Consider the following 17,198-nt stretch of genomic DNA (forward strand, 5'->3'; position numbering starts at 1 on the left):
TCACATGCTCTTTTTAGAATATTAGCATTGCAAATATCGGACAAAAAAATGCGCCAATAACAGCACTTAATGTCATTGATACTGATCCCATGGATAACGTCTTTTCGCCATATTCAGTTAGTTTTGAAATTCCGAAACCATGAGCGCCACTCCCCATTGAAACACCTCTACTCACTGCACTATCGATTTTACACACCCGGAATATAAGCGGTCCTAAAATAGCGCCAGTAAAGCCTGCTACCATAACAAAAACTGCAGTCATAGGAGGAATTCCTCCTAAAGAGCTACTTACTTGCATTGCAACCGGCGTTGTAATCGATTTCGGAAGTAACGACCTTACCATTTCATCATCAAATCGCAATAGCTTTGCCAAGGCAAAAACACTAATTAGGCCTGAAATCATTGCTACAACAACACCAGAAATAATAGACAGCTTATACGTTTTAATCATATGTCGCTGCATATACAGTGGATAGGCTAAACTTACAACTGCTGGCCCAAGCATCGTATCAATCCATTTACCACCAGTCATATATGTTTCATAAGGAATATTACCCAACACTAAAATTGAAACACCTATAATTGTCGTTGTTAATATAGGAAGCAAAAACGGAGTCGAAAAACGAGCATATAATTTTGACATTAAATAAAATATGAAAATAGTTATAAGTATAATGGCTATAGCTTTCATTTTACGCCCTCCTTCATTTCTTCAGATTCGACCTTTTCTTTTTTCTCTAAAAATATTGATATTCTCCCTGATACAATAATAGTAAAAATTGTACTACTTATAACTGTGAGTAATAGCAATATACCATGTAAAGATAATAATTCAGGATACTTAATAGCACCTACTGTTGCCGGAACGAAAAACAACGGTAAAACTGCTAACATAAATCCTGCTCCTTCTTCAATCAGTGATACCGGCATTACATTACTAAGTAACAAAGCAAATAAAATGAGTAAACCAACAATACTACCCGGAAATTTGACACCTAACAAATTTACGATAGTCGTGCCAACAAATGAGAAAATATATAATACTACCATTTGTAAAATTATACGCATCCATTTAATTGATCTTTGTTCTAAAATTTTAATTTTTTTAACATTTTTCTGCTTCAATTGCGTCGAATCCATTTGTGTTGTTGACAAATCTTTTATTTCCATTTTTCGTACTTCAACTTCACTTTTTTCAGATTCTTTCACTTCTTGCTCTTTCATTTCCTGTTCATTCACTACTGTTTCGTTTATTTCTAGATCATTTACTTGGGCATTTTTTATCGCTATCTTATAATTTCCATTTTTGTGTTTTACTAATTTCAATTTCCCTACTTTAGATTGCATTTCGTAACTCTCCTTTTAACACATACCACGTTTATAAAGTAATACGAAATATTGTACGCCTATCTTCTCTAGATGTCTATGAATCTAACTGGAATAAAAAAGAAGCCATCCTTCATTAACTAAGTAATGTTAGATAGCTTCTTTCCTATTTTCAATATTTATAATTAATCGTCAAAGTTTTCAGATGCTCGATTCTTTTTCAACATCTTAGACAATAGTTCATAAACAAGTGGAACGATGATTAAAGTTAATACAGTAGAACTGATTAAACCACCGATTACTGTTACACCTAGGCCTTTTGATATCAAGCCGCTTCCTTCTGCCCCAATCGCTAAGGGAATTAAAGCCCCTACAGTTGCAATTGCAGTCATTAAGATTGGACGAAGACGAGTTGCTCCTGCTTCTAAAATTGCTTCGCGCATTGTCATACCTTCATGTTCCATATGAATTACACGGTCAATTAATACAATCGCATTTGTTACTACGATACCTATTAACATTAATAGACCAATCATTGAAGATACACTAATTGTTTCGCCAGTTATCCATAATGCTACCAGCGCACCTATTACAGTAAATGGAAGAGAGAACAGAATTGCTAATGGTGCTAATCCTTCACCAAATGTTACAACTAGAATGAAGTAAACAATCGCAATTGCAGCTAGAATCGCTAATCCTAGTTGAGTGAATGCTTCAGCCATATCTTCTGCCACACCGCTGCTATTTACTTCGACGTTGTTTGGTAGATCTAGATTATCGATATTTTTTTGTACTGCACTTGATGCTTTTGTAATATCTTTTGAAGTAACTGTAGCTGTTACGCTCGCATAGATTTTGCCTTTACTACGATTGATTTGAGATAAAGTTGTCCCCTCTTTAACATCTACTAGTTCTGAAAGTTTAACTTCCATACCAAGAGGAGATTTGATTTTTTGTTTTAATACATCAGCAAAGTCATCTGGTGATGCTGTTTCTTTATGAACAGAAACTTCGATTTTCTTACCGTCCTTATTAATCGATGTTAATACTTCTGAGCGCACGTTCGGGTTAATCGCCATTGCAATTTGTCCTGTTGTTAAGCCCAATTGTTTTACTTTATCTTGATCGATTACTAATGTGTGTTCATCATATGCTTCAGACAGTGATGCTTTAACGTCTTTTAAATCATCACGCTTTTTCATCATTTTTTCAATATCTCTTACAACTGGCTTGATTTCTTCCAACGTATTCCCGTAAACCGAATAATTTAATTCGCTACTTGAGCCTGTAGTTGAGAAATCTTGACTTTTCCAAGTTCCTGTTTGGTCAACAGCAACAACTTCTTCTATTAATTTAGCTTTGATATCACTAAACTGTTTTGTATCAGGATTATAGATAATATACATTAATGCTCCATTTGAAGCACCTGGCATCATTGGATTTGCTCCACCAATTGATACTTGAACTGTTTGCACATCTTTTTTATCCATAATCATTTTCTCTACTTCTTCAACGTCTTTAATAACGCTATCACGTGTTTCACCAGCCTCTGGTGTATACGTTAAGTAGACCATTTTTTGTTCATCGTCCGGTAAAAAACTAAATCCAACAAACGGTGCTAAGAATAGACTTGCTACTAAAACTGCAATTGTAGCAATAGATGTAACTAGTTTATGATCAAGTACCCAGCTAAGTAATTTTTTATAGCTTTGCGACAGCTTGCCATGTTCTTCCTTTTTCGTTTGTTTTTTACCATATAACTCTTTTTTGAACAATGTATGCGCTAATACCGGTACGACTGTAATCGCAATGATTAATGATGCACCAAGTGCAAATGTCATCGTTAATGCGAACGGCATGAACAATTCACCTACCATACCGCCAACTAACCCAAGTGGTAAGAATACCGCTACTGTGACAAGAGTCGAAGATAAAATCGGCTTGAACATTTCAATCGTTGCTTCACGTATTAACGCTCTACCTTGTAATTTCTCGCCTTCTAAATATATTCGACGATATATATTTTCTACTACTACGATAGAATCATCGATAACTCGACCGATTGCTACAGTCATCGCACCAAGTGTCATCATATTCAAAGTAATATCGAATTGTTTCAAAATCAATACAGCAATTAATAAAGATAGTGGGATCGATACGATTGAAATAATTGTAGAGCGAATGTTACGTAAGAACAGCATAATAATAATTACTGCGAAAATAGCACCGAATAATGCTTTGTTTAACATTGTTGATACTGACTTCTCGATTGGTTTACCTTGGTCCATAGTTATATCAATTTGCATGCCTTTATTATCTTTTTCAAATTGTTTCGAAGCTTCTTTAACATCGTTTACGACGTCAACTGTGTTTGCTTCTTGTGATTTCACAACTTGTACAGCAATTGCTGATTGACCATTTGTACGAGAAACAGATTCTACGTCGCCAATCATTTCGATTTTAGCAAGCTTACCTAATTTCACAAATGGCTCAGCAGGTTGTTGCTGTCCTAATGTTGCTGCTCCTGCTTGTGGTCGCACAGGAATGTCTAGATTTTTTAAATCTTTTAACGTTGTTAATTTACCATCTACAACCACTGATTGTTCTGCATCCTTGAATTGAAACATACCTAGTGGAACTGTGATATCCATCGCTTGAATGTATTGCTTAACCGTAGCTTCATCTAGGCCGTATTGCGCTAATTTTTTTTGATCGTAAGTTAATTGAACTTTTTCAACTTGTTGACCTGTTACTGCTACTGAAGAGACACCATCGATTGCTTCCATTTTCGGAACAAAGTAATCTTCTACCGTTTTTGTTAGCTCTTCGATTGTTTTATTTTTGTCTGAAACACTTAAAGCTACAACCGGAAATGCATTAATATTTACACGGTCAATAGTTGGTGTTTGTGCTGTATCAGGAAGGTCGATTTTTGCGATTGCTTCCTTTACATTATCAGCTGCTTCTTTCATATCAGCACCATATTCAAATTCTATTTGAATACTTGATGCATTTTGATATGAATTGGAGGACACAGATTTTACTGATTTTAAATTGTTAACCGCTTTCTCAAATGGTATAGAAATATCATCTGTTACTTGCTCTGGTGTTGCACCAGGATAGACTGTCGTAACTGTGACAATCGGAATTGAAATATCAGGGATTGTCTCAAGCTTCATTTTCAAGCCTGCATAAACACCCGCTACTGCTAGGATAATAGTAACTAACCATACCGCCAGCTTGTTTTTAAGCATAAATTTAATTGTAGAATGCATCTTGCACCGCCTTTTTGACTATTTGGTCACTATTCTATATAATAATGACTGATTAGTCAGTTGTCAATTTTTAATGATAGGGAGTGAATTATTATATCTAAGCAACAATTAATTATCGAAAAAGCTGTAGAATTATTCGCACAAGACGGCATAGCTTCAACCTCTATTCAAGATATAACAGATGCATGCGGTATTTCAAAAGGCGCATTTTACTTATCTTTTAAATCGAAAGATGATTTATTCATAGCTATATTCGAACATTTTTTGAGAGAAATGATTGGTCAATATAATGATTTATTAGAAAGTGACATATTTCCAAAAGAAAAGCTCGAAAACTATTTTCTATTACATTTTCAGTTATTTGAAGAAAAGTTGCCATTAATATCAATGTTTATGAAAGAGCAAATGAATCCAATTAATGAACAAATACTTCAAAAGTTCAATTATTATAATGATCTTGCAGATAAAACGACCCTTGCATTATTAAATGAAGTCTACGGAAAGCGCATTGAGCCTTTTCAATATGACATTCTCATTTTTTTAAAGGGGGTTATGAAAGGCTATTCAGAATTCATCATTTTTCATAGACAGCCCTACGATTTTATTCATTTAAGTTCTACACTTATTGAAAAATTAGATATTCTAGTCGAACATACTAAAAAAACTTTTGTTACTGAACAATTATGGCAATGCAAACCTCGTATTCAAGCATATTCTGTTACTGCATCTGAAGTGCAAGAGGAAGTAACTCGTTGGAAGGAAACTTATAAAGAACATCCTATTATTGAGGACACTTTAACTTTAATACAGGATGAATTTGAGCTTACTAATCCTCGCCTTGCTTTGTTAAAAGGGATGATGTCAAATATTAAACAAGAAAATAATTTACAATGGCTTGCTTTATTAATAAAACAATATACAACACAACTTTCATAGCATACAAAAGAGATAGTCGCAACGATGCACAACTATCTCTTTTTATTCATATGTCATAATCGAAATTAACACCTTTACCTAATACTATACTCGGCATTAAAGGGATATGACTAGTCGGTCAATATTAAACTATCATTTTCACTCTCCGATTTACTAGACGAACTTCCAAAACTTATGTAACAATTGATCTTAACTAATCTGAAATGTAACGACCAAAAATGCATATGAACAACTGTAGTGAATTTATAAATAAAAAGAAGTCCAAAGTAATTTACTTTGAACTGCTTTTTCCATTATATATCTTAATATCCCCAGACCATCGCTAACAATGAACCAAAGATAGTAATAAGACCAACCACTACAGCGTAAATGACACTTGTGTAAAGAGATTTTTTATCCTCTGTTTCTCCGATATGCATGAATAGCACGAGTTGTACAACAGCTTGCGCTAGAGCTGTCGCACCTAAAATAGTCATTGCTACTCCTTTTGGTATACCATCAATAAGAACTGTTAGTGCAGCTAATGTTAATATCAGTGACCCTATAAACCCAATAACATGTTCTTTTGGAAATAATTCTTTCATCATCCCAACACTCCTTTCAGATAAACGAAGCTGAAGATGAAGATCCATACGACATCTAAGAAATGCCAGTATAACGAGAAGATAAATGCTTTGTTTGCAGTTTGCGTATTTAATCCACGTTTAACTACTTGTACGATGATCGCAATCCCCCACAGTAAACCAAACATTACGTGAGCACCATGCGTACCAAGTAGAGTCATTAATGATGATAAGAAGGCACTTTTTGTAATTGTTGCACCTTCATGAACATATGTTACGAATTCCATTACCTCAACAGCCAAGAAACCTGCTCCAAGTAATAATGTCAAGATATAGAACACTATCATTGCTTTTGTGCGGCCAATTCTCATGGCATGAACACCGAGTCCAATTAAGAAACTACTTGTTAATAATAAGAAAGTTTCTATTAATACTGGTGACATTTCAAAGATTTCTGAACCAGCAGGACCTGAACCTGTACGATTCTGCAATATGAAATATACAGTAAATAAAGTTGCAAATAGGATAATCTCAGCACCTAGAAAAATCCAGAAACCAAAAACCTTTAATCGATTTTCCTCAGTACGATATTCTAATGGAAGTGATGTATTTTCTTTCGACATTATTTGTCACCTCTCAATTGACGTTCAGTTGCTTCAATTTCAGCCACTTCGATATAGTGACCGTGATCTTTTTCAAATGAACGGAATGCCATAAATCCAAGTGTAGCTATACCAAAGGCGATAACAGCTGCCCAAACACTAAATACAAAGAAGAATGAGAATAGGAATAGTACACCGGCCATCCACATTGGAGCACCACTATTATTAGGCATATGAATACGTTCATATTTACCTGCCGTAATATCTCGCCCTTCTTTTTTCGCATACCAGAATTCATCTAATTGATCCACTTGGGGTACAATCGCAAAATTATATTCAGGGACTGGACTATGTGTTGCCCATTCAAGTGAACGCGCATCCCAAGGGTCGCCGTTTTCGTCGCGTGGGCTGTGACGGAAACTATAGTAAATGTTATAACAAATGAATGCAAATCCGACAGCCATACCTAGAGCTCCTAAGAAGGAAATCATATTTAATGGACCATAGCCAGTACTTGCAGAATAAGTGAACATACGACGAGCGTAGCCGTCTAAACCAAGAATGAATAACGGGAAGAAAGCAACGTTGAAGCCAATTGCAATGAACCAGAAACCTAATTTCCCTAATTTTTCGTTTAAGCGGAAACCAAAGATTTTTGGCCACCAGAAATGGTAACCTGCTAACACACCGAACACAGTACCCGGAATTAGTACATAGTGGAAGTGGGCAACTAAAAACATTGTGTTGTGATATTGATAGTCAGCACTAGCCATCGCTAGCATTACTCCTGTTACCCCACCGATTGTGAAGATTGGAATAAATGCAAGTGCATAAAGCATCGGGGTTGTAAATTGTATCTTACCATGCCTCATTGTAAGCAACCAGTTAAAGATTTTAACCCCCGTCGGTACAGAAATCAGCATTGTTGTAATAGAGAAGATACTGTTTACCATAACGCCGTGACCCATTGTATAGAAATGGTGAACCCAAACCATAAATGAAAGTAAAGAAATCAAGACCATGCTCATGACCATTGATTTGTAACCGAATAGGTTTTTACGTGAGAATGCAGAGATAACCTCACTGAAAATACCAAACGCCGGTAGAATAACGATATATACTTCCGGATGACCCCAAACCCAGAATAGGTTGGCCCATAGCATATCCATACCGCCATCAGACATAGCGAAGAATTTAGTACCGAATTGACGATCTAATGTCATAAGTGCAAGTGCCACTGTTAAAACAGGGAAAGCAAATGTAATAATGACGTTTGTAATTAATGCTGACCAAGTGAACATAGGCATTTTCATTAATTTCATACCTGGTGCACGCATTTTCATAATAGTAGTAATGAAGTTAATACCAGTCATTAACGTACCTAAACCTGATAATTGTAATGACCAAGCATAATAGTTATTCCCAACACTTGGGCTGAATTCAATACTAGCTAGTGGGAAATATGCTGACCAACCAGAATCTGGTGATCCACCGATGATAAAGGAAATATTTAATAATCCTGCACCTGCAGCAAATAGCCAAAAGCTAAGTGCATTTAATCGAGGAAACGCTACGTCACGCGCACCAATTTGTAATGGTACTACTACGTTCATTAACCCGATAATAAACGGCATTGCCATGAAAATAATCATGATTAAACCGTGAGTTGTGAAGATTTCATTATAGTGCTGAGCATTTAGCAAACCATTTTCAGGAATAGCAGTTTGCGCTCTCATTAATAAGGCGTCAATACCACCTCTGAACAGCATGACTAATGCAACAACAATGTACATAACACCGATTTTTTTATGGTCAACTGTAGTAAGCCAGTTTTTATAGAAATAGCCCCATTTTTTGAAGTAAGTCAGACCAGCAACAATCGCAATGGCACCTACTACAATACTAATGGCCGCGCCCATGATCATTGGCTCTTTCATCGGTTCAAATAATTCTTTCATGCTCATTTTTGTGACTCCTTTCATACATCTAATCTAGCAACCTAGTGATTAGAATGCTTCATTTCTTCATCTGACATATCCATACCATCCATATCTCCAGCATCATCAGACATATCTGACGAATTTCCATGATCCATTTCTGGAGCAGGACTAAATGTTAAATGTGTAGAAGAGAAACTTTTACGGCCTACGATGTCCGTATCTAGTAATTCATTGAATGTTTTTTCTGTTAACGCTGGCTCATTCGCTTTCACGTCAGATACCCATTCGTCAAAGTCCTTTTGAGACATTGATTGTGCTTCAAATTCCATCTGAGCAAATCCCTGACCGTTAAAGTTTGAGTTTCTACCCATAAATGAACCTTCGACATCTGCTGCCATATGGATTTTCGTTACCATATCGCTCATCGCATATTTTTGTCCTGCTAATTGAGGTATCCAAAAACTTGTGATTGGACCAAATGAATATAGCCTAAATTCAATTGGGCGATCCGTTGGAATGTTAACATAGTTTACTGTCTCAACGCCTTCTTCTGGATAGCTAAAATGCCATTTCCAGTTAGAAGAAGATGCATATATAACGATTGGTTCTTTATTGTCATAACCTGTTTGTTTACTTTCAACTTTTGATGTAGTACTAACCGTAACAATTGATAGTGCAGTTACGATAAGAATTGGGATAACTGTCCAAATAATTTCGAGTTTTGTACTACCCTCTTCATGCGGTGGTTCATAATCACTCGGTGATTTAGATGCGCGATATTTTATAAGCATATTCGCTAATAATACATAAACAACTAACAATATAAACGCCATCACGATAATGGATAAAACAATTGTATTTGATAAAGTCTTCGCATTTGGACCTTTTGCATCAAAAATCATTAATGGTTCACAACCAGATAGGAATAAAGCCATGATTGACATTAACGTTGGCAAGATTAGCATTTTTTTATTCATATTGTACTCCCTTCAAAAAAACCACTTACTTGATATGTGTTTTAGAATATTAAATAGACTTGAAAAAATCGTCCTCCTAAAAAATTCATAGTATTCCAAAACAAAAAACTCATTTTGAATTCGCTAGATTATTGAGGATTACTCCTTTTGTTTGGCAACGATGAGACAATTCATTGTAGTCTCGATGTTTTAATAGCCTACATAATTGAGATAAAGTATTAAATACATTCTCACGTTACCAATAGGAGAAATTAGGCACCCAGGTTTTCGCGCCTAATACTCTTCAGAGGAACATTCAATTTTCTCGCTCGATTCAAATGAAATTATAAACCTTAATACTTAATAAAAAAATTAAAAGCTCTCCATAAACATAAGAATTTCTCATCATTATGAACGTTCTATGTATGTTTTTTGTACAAAATGTGTACTAGTAATAATTATATTGATCCATTTTATTCATATTTAACAACTCTTCCTTAATAAGGGTTATTACATATTAACTATAACTTTTAATAAACGCAAAATGCACTATCCAGACTAATAGATGGACAAAATAAAAACACTGCTAGCAAGTTTGTCTATACCCAAACATCCTAGCAGTGTTATAAAGTTTTTCAGTATCTATTATTTTAACTTAATTTTCTATGACCAAGACTTTCCCGAATCATAAAACGGGAAATTTTCATATTTATAGAACTGGGGCGGAGCCACCATCAATATTAACTGCAGTACCACTAACATAAGAAGCTGCATCTGATGCTAAAAAAGTAATAACATTTGCTGCTTCCTCTGTGTCACCTATCCGACCGAGTGGAATATTCTTTCCCATTTCTTCTGAAAATGCATTCCAACTAAGACCTGGGGCATGTGTTTGCCATTTCTGTTCAATTTGCGAGCTACGAATTAATCCTATACACACAGTATTTACACGAATCTGCTCTTTCCCTAAATCTTTACTCATCGCTTTCGTTAAAGCTAACCCTGCTGCACGGCTTACTGATGTTGGTAATGATGCTTCAGATGGGGCCTTTCCTTTTACAGCAGTAACATTCACAATAGCTCCACCACCCACTGCTCTCATATGAGGGATCGCAAATTTAGAACAATTCACAGCACCATATAGTTTTAAATCTAGATCTTCTTGCCAAAGCTCGTTTTCAACAACATCAAATGGATTAGCAGAACTTGTACCTGCATTGTTCACTAAAATATTCAGTTGGCCATAATGTTCGATTGTTTCATTTATAATTCTCTCACAATCTGCTTTTATCGATACATCGGCACAAACTGTATGTACTTTTTGCCCTGTTTCCAGGAAAATTACTTTCGCTGCATGTATTAAATTTTCTTCATTACGTGCACAAATTGTAACGTCAGCGCCCTCATTAGCGAGCTGTAGTGCTGTTGCAAGACCGATTCCTTTACTGCTCCCTGTTACAATCGCTACTTTTCCTAGTAAACCTAAATCCATTTTTCAGCACTCCCTTGTTGTTCTGAATAAATAAATTCATTTCCGATAAAAAAGCACCTTTTCGTTCACTCTATATAAATACAGGATTATTATACCATACATACATATAGCTACTTTGTAAATTAATTATTAATATTACTCTATTATATAGAGGGAATTATTTTGAAATGAGTAAATTAATTTGAACTCTCTATTTGTATCCTATTAAATCAATCCGATTATAATGACTAACCATTTGTATTACATTTAGATATTTTCACATAAAAAACCTCTTGAAGTCCAAGAACTTCAAGAGGTTTAAAAATTGGCAAAGCCATTTTATTTTTTAGCTACGATGTGAATTGGGTTACCAAGTAATACTTCAGCAGTTTCCATAGTGATTTCACCTAATGTTGGGTGTGCGTGAATTGTCATCGCAACATCTTCAACAGTCATACCTGCTTCAATTGCTAAACCAATTTCAGATATCATATCAGAAGCACCAGCACCAACGATTTGACCACCAAGTAATAAGCCATCAGCTTTACGAGAAACTAGTTTCACAAAGCCTTCTGTTTCATTTAATGCTAATGCTCGGCCGTTAGCACCGAATGGGAATTTACCAGCCACTACTTCATAACCTTCTTCTTTTGCTTGCTCTTCAGAAAGTCCCACAGTTGCCATTTCTGGATCTGTGAAGCAAACAGCAGGGATTGCTAAGTAATCTACTACTGATTTTTCACCAGCGATTGCTTCAGCAGCAACTTTACCTTCGTAAGAAGCTTTGTGAGCAAGTTGTGGTCCAGCAACGATATCACCGATTGCATAAATGTTTGGTATATTTGTGCGACATTGTTTGTCGACCTTTAATAGTCCACGTTCACCAAACTCAAGACCTAGTTCTTCTAAGCCAATTTCGTCAGTGTTAGGACGGCGACCAACAGTTACTAATACGTAATCGGCTTCAACAGATTTTGCTTCGCCTTTTACTTCGTATTTAACAGTAACGCCTGTTTCTGTTTCTTCAACGCCTTGAGCAAGTGCGCCTGTCTCGATTGTAACGCCTTTTTTCTTAAGACCTTTTTTAACAATCATTGTCATTTGTTTTTCGAAGCCAGCTAGAATATCTTTGCCACCTTCTAGAATTGTTACTTCTGAACCAAGGTTTGCAAATGCAGAACCTAGCTCAGTACCGATATAACCTCCACCAATAACAACAAGTTTGCCAGGAACTTCTTGTAGAGAAAGTGCTCCTGTAGAGTTTATTACGCGTTTAGAAAATTTGAAAGTTGGGATTTCAACAGGGCGTGAACCAGTTGCTAAAATCGCATTTTTAAATGTATATGTTTGTGCAGAATCCTCGTTAATCACACGGATTGTGTTTGCATCTACGAAATATGCTTCTCCACTTACTACATCTACATTATTGCCTTTTAATAAGCTTGATACGCCACCAGTTAATTTCTTAACTACACCGTCTTTAAATTCTTGTGCTTTTTTGAAATCGATGCTAACTTCAGGAGCCACAATTCCCATGTCTGCTGAGTTTTTAGCATGTTCTAAACGGTGACCTACTGAAATTAATGCTTTTGAAGGAATACAACCAACGTTTAAGCATACGCCACCTACATATTCTTTTTCAACAACTGTTACTTTTTGTCCAGTTTGCGCTGCACGAATTGCTGCAACATATCCACCAGGGCCTGCGCCAATTACAAGTGTATCTGTTTCGATTGGGAAATCTCCTACTACCATTTTCTTACGCCTCCATTAATAATAATTCGGGCTCGCTTAACAAACGCTTAATATGATTTAACGCATGTTGCGCTGTAGCACCGTCGATCATTCGATGATCAAAGCTCAATGATAATGCTAACACAGGTGCCGCTACAATTTCACCATTTTTTATTACAGGTTTCTCTGCAATTCGACCAATTCCTAAAATAGCTACTTCAGGATGGTTAATTACTGGAGTAAACCATTGGCCTCCAGCAGAACCTATGTTTGTAATCGAACAAGATGCACCTTTCATTTCATTTGGTGCTAATTTACCGTCACGTGCTTTTGTAGCAAGCTCATTAATCTCGTTAGATACTGCAAATACTGATTTACGATCTGCATGTTTAATAACAGGAACTAGTAAGCCTTTATCTGTATCGGCAGCTATACCAATATTATAATAGTGTTTTTGCACAATTTCTTGTGTTGCATCATCAAGTGAGCGATTAAATTCTGGGAATTCACGTAATGCACTAACTAAAGCTTTTACTACATACGGTAAATAAGTTAACTTAATACCTTTTTCAAGTGCGATTTCTTTGAATTTTTTACGGTGTGCAACAAGTTCTGTAACATCCACTTCGTCCATTAATGTTACATGTGGAGCTGTTTGTTTTGAGTGCACCATTGCTTTTGCTATTGCACGACGGATACCTGACATTTTCTCACGTGTTTCAGGGAAATCGCCTTCTAATACTGGTTGTACGGAAGCTTTTTCCGTAGTTTTTTCAGTCACTGGAGCCTCTTCTGCAACTGGTGCTTCTACTGCCTGTGTTGCGGCTTGAGATGGGCCACCATTCATAAATGATTCCACATCTTCCTTAACAATACGTCCATTTTTACCTGAACCTGATAGTTGTTTAATATCAACATCATTGTCACGCGCAAACTTACGGACAGATGGCATTGCAATTATACGTTTGTTTGGATCAGCTTCTACAGCTGGTTGTGATGTTACAGTTGTTTCTACCTTCGGAGCTTCTTCAACTGCAACTTTTTCTGGTTCTTCTTTTTTGGAATCTTCTTCATCATGATGACCTTTAAGTTGGATGTCCTCATATCCTGGAGCGTCTACTCTTAGTAAAACTGTACCGACAGTTGTAAGTACACCTTCTTCTACAAGGACTTCTTCAACTGTACCTTCTACCGGAGAAGGTATTTCAACGACTGCTTTATCATTTTGTACTTCACAAAGCACGTCATCTTCTTGAATTTTGTCACCCGCTTTTACGAACCATTTTACAATTTCACCCTCATGGATCCCTTCACCAATATCTGGTAATCGAAATTCAAATGCCATATGTTTCACCCTTTCTGTTTCGAGAACGAATTAAAATGTTAGTACTTTTTTCGCTGTTTCAACAATATCTTTTGGATTCGGCAACCAAACTGCTTCTGCTTGTGGGAACGGGTAGATTGTATCCGGTGCTGTTACGCGTAGTACCGGTGCTTCAAGACTAAGGATAGCTCGCTCTGTAATTTCAGCAACTACATTAGCAGCAATACCTGCTTGTTTTTGTGCTTCTTGAACAACAACCGCACGCCCCGTTTTTTCAACAGAAGCAATAATTGTTTCAATGTCTAGTGGTTGGATAGTTCGTAAATCCACAACTTCAACTGAGTAATTTTCTTTTTCTAATAATTCAGCAGCTTTTAGTGATTCGTGTACCATTGCACCGTATGCAAAGATTGATAAATCTGTTCCTTCTCGCTTCACATCAGCTTTTCCTAGTGGAATAGTATAAGACTCTTCTGGAACTTCTTCACGGAACGAACGATATAATTTTAAGTGCTCAAGGAAGACAACTGGATCGTTATCACGAATAGAAGAAATTAATAATCCTTTTGCATCATAAGGCGTTGATGGTATAACTACTTTTAATCCTGGTTGAGATGCCATTAAACCTTCTAAACTGTCTGAGTGCATTTCTGGTGTATGTACACCACCGCCAAATGGAGAACGAATCGTAACAGGTGCACCAAGTGCTCCGCCTGTTCGGTAACGCATACGTGCTAATTGTCCACTTACAGAGTCCATTACTTCATATACGAAACCAAAGAATTGGATTTCAGGTACCGGACGGAATCCTTGAAGTGCAAGACCGATAGTCAATCCACCAATGCCTGATTCTGCTAGTGGCGTATCGAAAACGCGATCCTCACCAAATTCTTTTTGAAGACCTTCAGTCGCACGGAATACCCCTCCGTTTACTCCAACGTCTTCACCGAACACTAAAACGTTTTCGTCATCTTTTAATTCGCAGCGTAGTGCGTCTGTAATTGCTTGAATCATCGTTAGTTGTGCCATCGGTTACTTCGACTCCTTCTCTTTGAAGATTTCGTATTGCTCTTGTAAATTATATGGTAAATCGCCATCGTGCATATTACGGATAAGTTCTGTTACTTTTTGTTTTGGTGCAGAATCCGCTTCTTTGACAGCTGCTTTAATTTCTTCTTTAGCTTTTTCAATTACTTCTGCTTCTTTTTCTTCACTCCATAAACCTTTTACCTCTAAATATTTACGGAAACGTACAATTGGATCTTTCTTTTCCCATTGTGAATCTGTATCAGAAGTACGGTATCGTGTTGGATCATCCCCAGCCATTGTATGAGGACCATAACGATAACACATTGTTTCGATTAATGAAGGACCTTCACCATTTACTGCACGTTGTCGTGCATCTCTAGTTGCCACAAATACTGCAAGTGGATCCATTCCATCTACCAAGATGCTTGGAATACCTGCCGCAATCCCTTTTTGAGCAATTGTTTTCGCAGCAGTTTGCAATTCACGTGGAGTTGAAATCGCAAATTGGTTATTTTGAACGATGAAGATTGCTGGTGAACGAAACGCTCCTGCAAAGTTAATACCTTCGTAGAAATCCCCTTGAGACGAACCACCATCCCCCGTATAAGTTACAGCAACTGACTTTTTGCCTCGTTTTTGCATACCAAGTGCAACGCCAGCTGTTTGAATATATTGAGCACCTATAATAATTTGTGGTGGTAATACATTAACATCCTCTGGAATTTGATTACCTATGAAATGTCCACGCGAGAATAAGAACGCTTTATAAAGCGGTAGTCCGTGCCAAAAAATTTGAGGTACATCACGATATCCCGGTAAAATATAATCTTCTTTTTCAAGTGCATAGTGTGAAGCAATTTGAGAAGCTTCTTGACCCGCTGTAGGCGCATAGAATCCTAAGCGTCCTTGACGGTTCAATGAGATTGAACGTTGGTCTAAAATACGTGTAAAGACCATTCGGCGCATTAACTCAACAAGTTCAGTATCCGATAATTTCGGATCTGCATCTGCGTTAACAATTTCGCCTTCCTCATTCAAAATCTGAAACATTTCAAATTTTTCTTCAATCTCATGCAGATTTGCAACTGGATCGAATTGCTTTGATTTTTGTGAAGCCATGCTATCACATCTCCTCTGTGTCTGTATTATAAATATTTTTCTTTTTAGTAATACAAGGTTTATTCGTTTTCAGTATACTGAATTAAATTTAATAGGTCAATCATTGTTATGATAATGCTTACATTATTTTATTCTTACTTTTTGGAAAAAGCTGTACTATATACATTTTGACAACTGTATTATACAACAGTTTTGTTTTTCTACTCTTTACTAGAACAGATTTTCACCTCGCCTTATGTATTCCCAGTTGTCGTAATCTTAAACAAATAATCTTTTAAGAATCTTTTTTCCATTGAACGATTATCGTTGTACGTTATACTATGAATATAGATTTTGTATCGAAAGGAAGAAATGAAATGATTTTAATGAATAATGTAATTCGCGAAGGGCATCCAACATTACGTACCCGTGCGAAAGAACTAACTTTCCCCCTCTCAACTGAGGACAAAAAATTAGGTCAAGACTTACTCGAATTCCTCATTAATAGTCAAGACCCAGTAATAAGCGAAAAATACGACTTGCGTTCCGGCATAGGTATTGCCGCTCCGCAAATAAATGAGTCAAAAAGAATGTTTGCTCTTCATCTACCTGATGATAATGACAATCAAATCAGCTTTGTCGCTGTAAACCCAAAAATAGTTAGCCATTCAGTAGAAAATACTTATTTAACAAATGGTGAAGGCTGCTTATCGGTGGATCGTAACGTATCTGGTTTCGTACCACGCCATGCACGAATAACAGTTAAATTTCATACACTTGATGGCGAAGAGCAGAAAATGCGCTTAAAAGGTATACCCGCTATCGCTTTTCAACATGAATTAGACCATTTAAATGGTGTCATGTTCTATGATCACATTAATGAATCCAATCCATTCGCTGATATACCGAATTCGCAACCAATTGAAAATAAATAACACAAAAGC

14 protein-coding genes and 1 pseudogene are annotated in these 17,198 nt (G+C 36.4%); 3 read left to right on the forward strand and 12 right to left on the reverse strand.

Annotated features, from left to right (window positions below; genetic code table 11):
- Positions 1-13 precede the first annotated feature (13 nt).
- From ACQKMD_RS02645 to ACQKMD_RS02655, 3 genes are all read right to left on the reverse strand, one after another.
- Positions 14-691, reverse strand: a complete 678-nt coding sequence (locus tag ACQKMD_RS02645) for an LrgB family protein (protein ID WP_427749194.1) — start codon at positions 689-691, stop codon at positions 14-16.
- Positions 688-1,347: a CidA/LrgA family protein gene (locus ACQKMD_RS02650; RefSeq protein ID WP_427749195.1), complete on the reverse strand. Its 660-nt coding sequence runs from the start codon at positions 1,345-1,347 to the stop codon at positions 688-690. Before ACQKMD_RS02650 ends, ACQKMD_RS02645 begins: the two co-directional genes overlap by 4 nt.
- 164 nt (positions 1,348-1,511) lie before the next feature.
- Positions 1,512-4,601, reverse strand: a complete 3,090-nt coding sequence (locus ACQKMD_RS02655; protein ID WP_427749197.1) for an efflux RND transporter permease subunit — start codon at positions 4,599-4,601, stop codon at positions 1,512-1,514.
- A 114-nt stretch (positions 4,602-4,715) separates the two neighbouring features.
- Between ACQKMD_RS02655 and ACQKMD_RS02660 the strand changes: the two are divergent.
- Together ACQKMD_RS02660 and ACQKMD_RS02665 are read left to right on the forward strand one after the other, a co-directional pair.
- Positions 4,716-4,841, forward strand: a pseudogene (locus ACQKMD_RS02660) (TetR/AcrR family transcriptional regulator); the annotation flags it as partial.
- A gap of 33 nt (positions 4,842-4,874) precedes the next feature.
- Complete coding sequence (locus ACQKMD_RS02665; protein WP_427749199.1) at positions 4,875-5,537, forward strand: hypothetical protein; 663 nt, start codon at positions 4,875-4,877, stop codon at positions 5,535-5,537.
- Positions 5,538-5,839: 302 nt separating this feature from the next.
- Here the strand turns inward: ACQKMD_RS02665 and qoxD are convergent, their stop codons facing one another.
- The 9 genes from qoxD to pdhA all read right to left on the reverse strand — a co-directional run bounded on the left by qoxD (position 5,840) and on the right by pdhA (position 16,275).
- Complete coding sequence (qoxD, locus tag ACQKMD_RS02670) at positions 5,840-6,121, reverse strand: cytochrome aa3 quinol oxidase subunit IV (protein ID WP_427749318.1); 282 nt, start codon at positions 6,119-6,121, stop codon at positions 5,840-5,842.
- On the reverse strand, positions 6,121-6,723 hold the full coding sequence (gene qoxC, locus ACQKMD_RS02675) for a cytochrome aa3 quinol oxidase subunit III (protein ID WP_427749201.1): 603 nt from the start codon (positions 6,721-6,723) through the stop codon (positions 6,121-6,123). The genes qoxD and qoxC overlap by 1 nt, the downstream gene beginning before the upstream one ends.
- Positions 6,723-8,666, reverse strand: a complete 1,944-nt coding sequence (qoxB, locus tag ACQKMD_RS02680) for a cytochrome aa3 quinol oxidase subunit I (protein WP_427749203.1) — start codon at positions 8,664-8,666, stop codon at positions 6,723-6,725. Before qoxB ends, qoxC begins: the two co-directional genes overlap by 1 nt.
- Positions 8,667-8,701: 35 nt before the next feature.
- A complete protein-coding gene (qoxA, locus tag ACQKMD_RS02685) occupies positions 8,702-9,619 on the reverse strand; it encodes a cytochrome aa3 quinol oxidase subunit II (RefSeq protein WP_427749205.1) in 918 nt (305 codons plus the stop codon).
- A 688-nt stretch (positions 9,620-10,307) separates the two neighbouring features.
- Positions 10,308-11,090, reverse strand: coding sequence for an SDR family NAD(P)-dependent oxidoreductase (locus tag ACQKMD_RS02690; protein WP_427749207.1), 783 nt, complete (start codon positions 11,088-11,090; stop codon positions 10,308-10,310).
- Positions 11,091-11,408: 318 nt separating this feature from the next.
- Positions 11,409-12,824, reverse strand: coding sequence for a dihydrolipoyl dehydrogenase (lpdA, locus tag ACQKMD_RS02695; protein WP_427749209.1), 1,416 nt, complete (start codon positions 12,822-12,824; stop codon positions 11,409-11,411).
- A 4-nt stretch (positions 12,825-12,828) separates the two neighbouring features.
- Positions 12,829-14,148 carry a dihydrolipoamide acetyltransferase family protein gene (locus tag ACQKMD_RS02700; protein ID WP_427749211.1) on the reverse strand — a complete coding sequence of 440 codons (1,320 nt, stop codon included), beginning with the start codon at positions 14,146-14,148 and terminating at the stop codon, positions 12,829-12,831.
- Positions 14,149-14,178: 30 nt separating this feature from the next.
- Positions 14,179-15,156 carry an alpha-ketoacid dehydrogenase subunit beta gene (locus tag ACQKMD_RS02705; RefSeq protein ID WP_427749213.1) on the reverse strand — a complete coding sequence of 326 codons (978 nt, stop codon included), beginning with the start codon at positions 15,154-15,156 and terminating at the stop codon, positions 14,179-14,181.
- Between the two features lie 3 nt (positions 15,157-15,159).
- Entirely contained in the window at positions 15,160-16,275 is a 1,116-nt protein-coding gene (pdhA, locus tag ACQKMD_RS02710; RefSeq protein WP_427749214.1) for a pyruvate dehydrogenase (acetyl-transferring) E1 component subunit alpha, read from the reverse strand.
- A gap of 356 nt (positions 16,276-16,631) precedes the next feature.
- On the opposite strand from pdhA, the gene def reads away from it, so the two are divergent.
- Positions 16,632-17,189 carry a peptide deformylase gene (gene def, locus ACQKMD_RS02715; RefSeq protein WP_427749216.1) on the forward strand — a complete coding sequence of 186 codons (558 nt, stop codon included), beginning with the start codon at positions 16,632-16,634 and terminating at the stop codon, positions 17,187-17,189.
- Positions 17,190-17,198: the final 9 nt, after the last annotated feature.

The organism is Viridibacillus sp. NPDC096237, from assembly GCF_050278625.1.
Classification (GTDB): Bacteria; Bacillota; Bacilli; order Bacillales_A; family Planococcaceae; genus Viridibacillus.

Excerpts from the sequence above, each read along its gene's own strand:
- ACQKMD_RS02645 (WP_427749194.1), bottom strand. The coding sequence starts at position 691 with ATGAAAGCTATAGCCATTATACTTATAACTATTTTCATATTTTATTTA.
- ACQKMD_RS02650 (WP_427749195.1), bottom strand. The coding sequence starts at position 1,347 with ATGCAATCTAAAGTAGGGAAATTGAAATTAGTAAAACACAAAAATGGA.
- ACQKMD_RS02655 (WP_427749197.1), bottom strand. The coding sequence starts at position 4,601 with ATGCATTCTACAATTAAATTTATGCTTAAAAACAAGCTGGCGGTATGG.
- ACQKMD_RS02665 (WP_427749199.1), top strand. The coding sequence starts at position 4,875 with ATGATTGGTCAATATAATGATTTATTAGAAAGTGACATATTTCCAAAA.
- qoxD (WP_427749318.1), bottom strand. The coding sequence starts at position 6,121 with ATGAAAGAATTATTTCCAAAAGAACATGTTATTGGGTTTATAGGGTCA.
- qoxC (WP_427749201.1), bottom strand. The coding sequence starts at position 6,723 with ATGTCGAAAGAAAATACATCACTTCCATTAGAATATCGTACTGAGGAA.
- qoxB (WP_427749203.1), bottom strand. The coding sequence starts at position 8,666 with ATGAGCATGAAAGAATTATTTGAACCGATGAAAGAGCCAATGATCATG.
- qoxA (WP_427749205.1), bottom strand. The coding sequence starts at position 9,619 with ATGAATAAAAAAATGCTAATCTTGCCAACGTTAATGTCAATCATGGCT.
- ACQKMD_RS02690 (WP_427749207.1), bottom strand. The coding sequence starts at position 11,090 with ATGGATTTAGGTTTACTAGGAAAAGTAGCGATTGTAACAGGGAGCAGT.
- lpdA (WP_427749209.1), bottom strand. The coding sequence starts at position 12,824 with ATGGTAGTAGGAGATTTCCCAATCGAAACAGATACACTTGTAATTGGC.
- ACQKMD_RS02700 (WP_427749211.1), bottom strand. The coding sequence starts at position 14,148 with ATGGCATTTGAATTTCGATTACCAGATATTGGTGAAGGGATCCATGAG.
- ACQKMD_RS02705 (WP_427749213.1), bottom strand. The coding sequence starts at position 15,156 with ATGGCACAACTAACGATGATTCAAGCAATTACAGACGCACTACGCTGC.
- pdhA (WP_427749214.1), bottom strand. The coding sequence starts at position 16,275 with ATGGCTTCACAAAAATCAAAGCAATTCGATCCAGTTGCAAATCTGCAT.
- def (WP_427749216.1), top strand. The coding sequence starts at position 16,632 with ATGATTTTAATGAATAATGTAATTCGCGAAGGGCATCCAACATTACGT.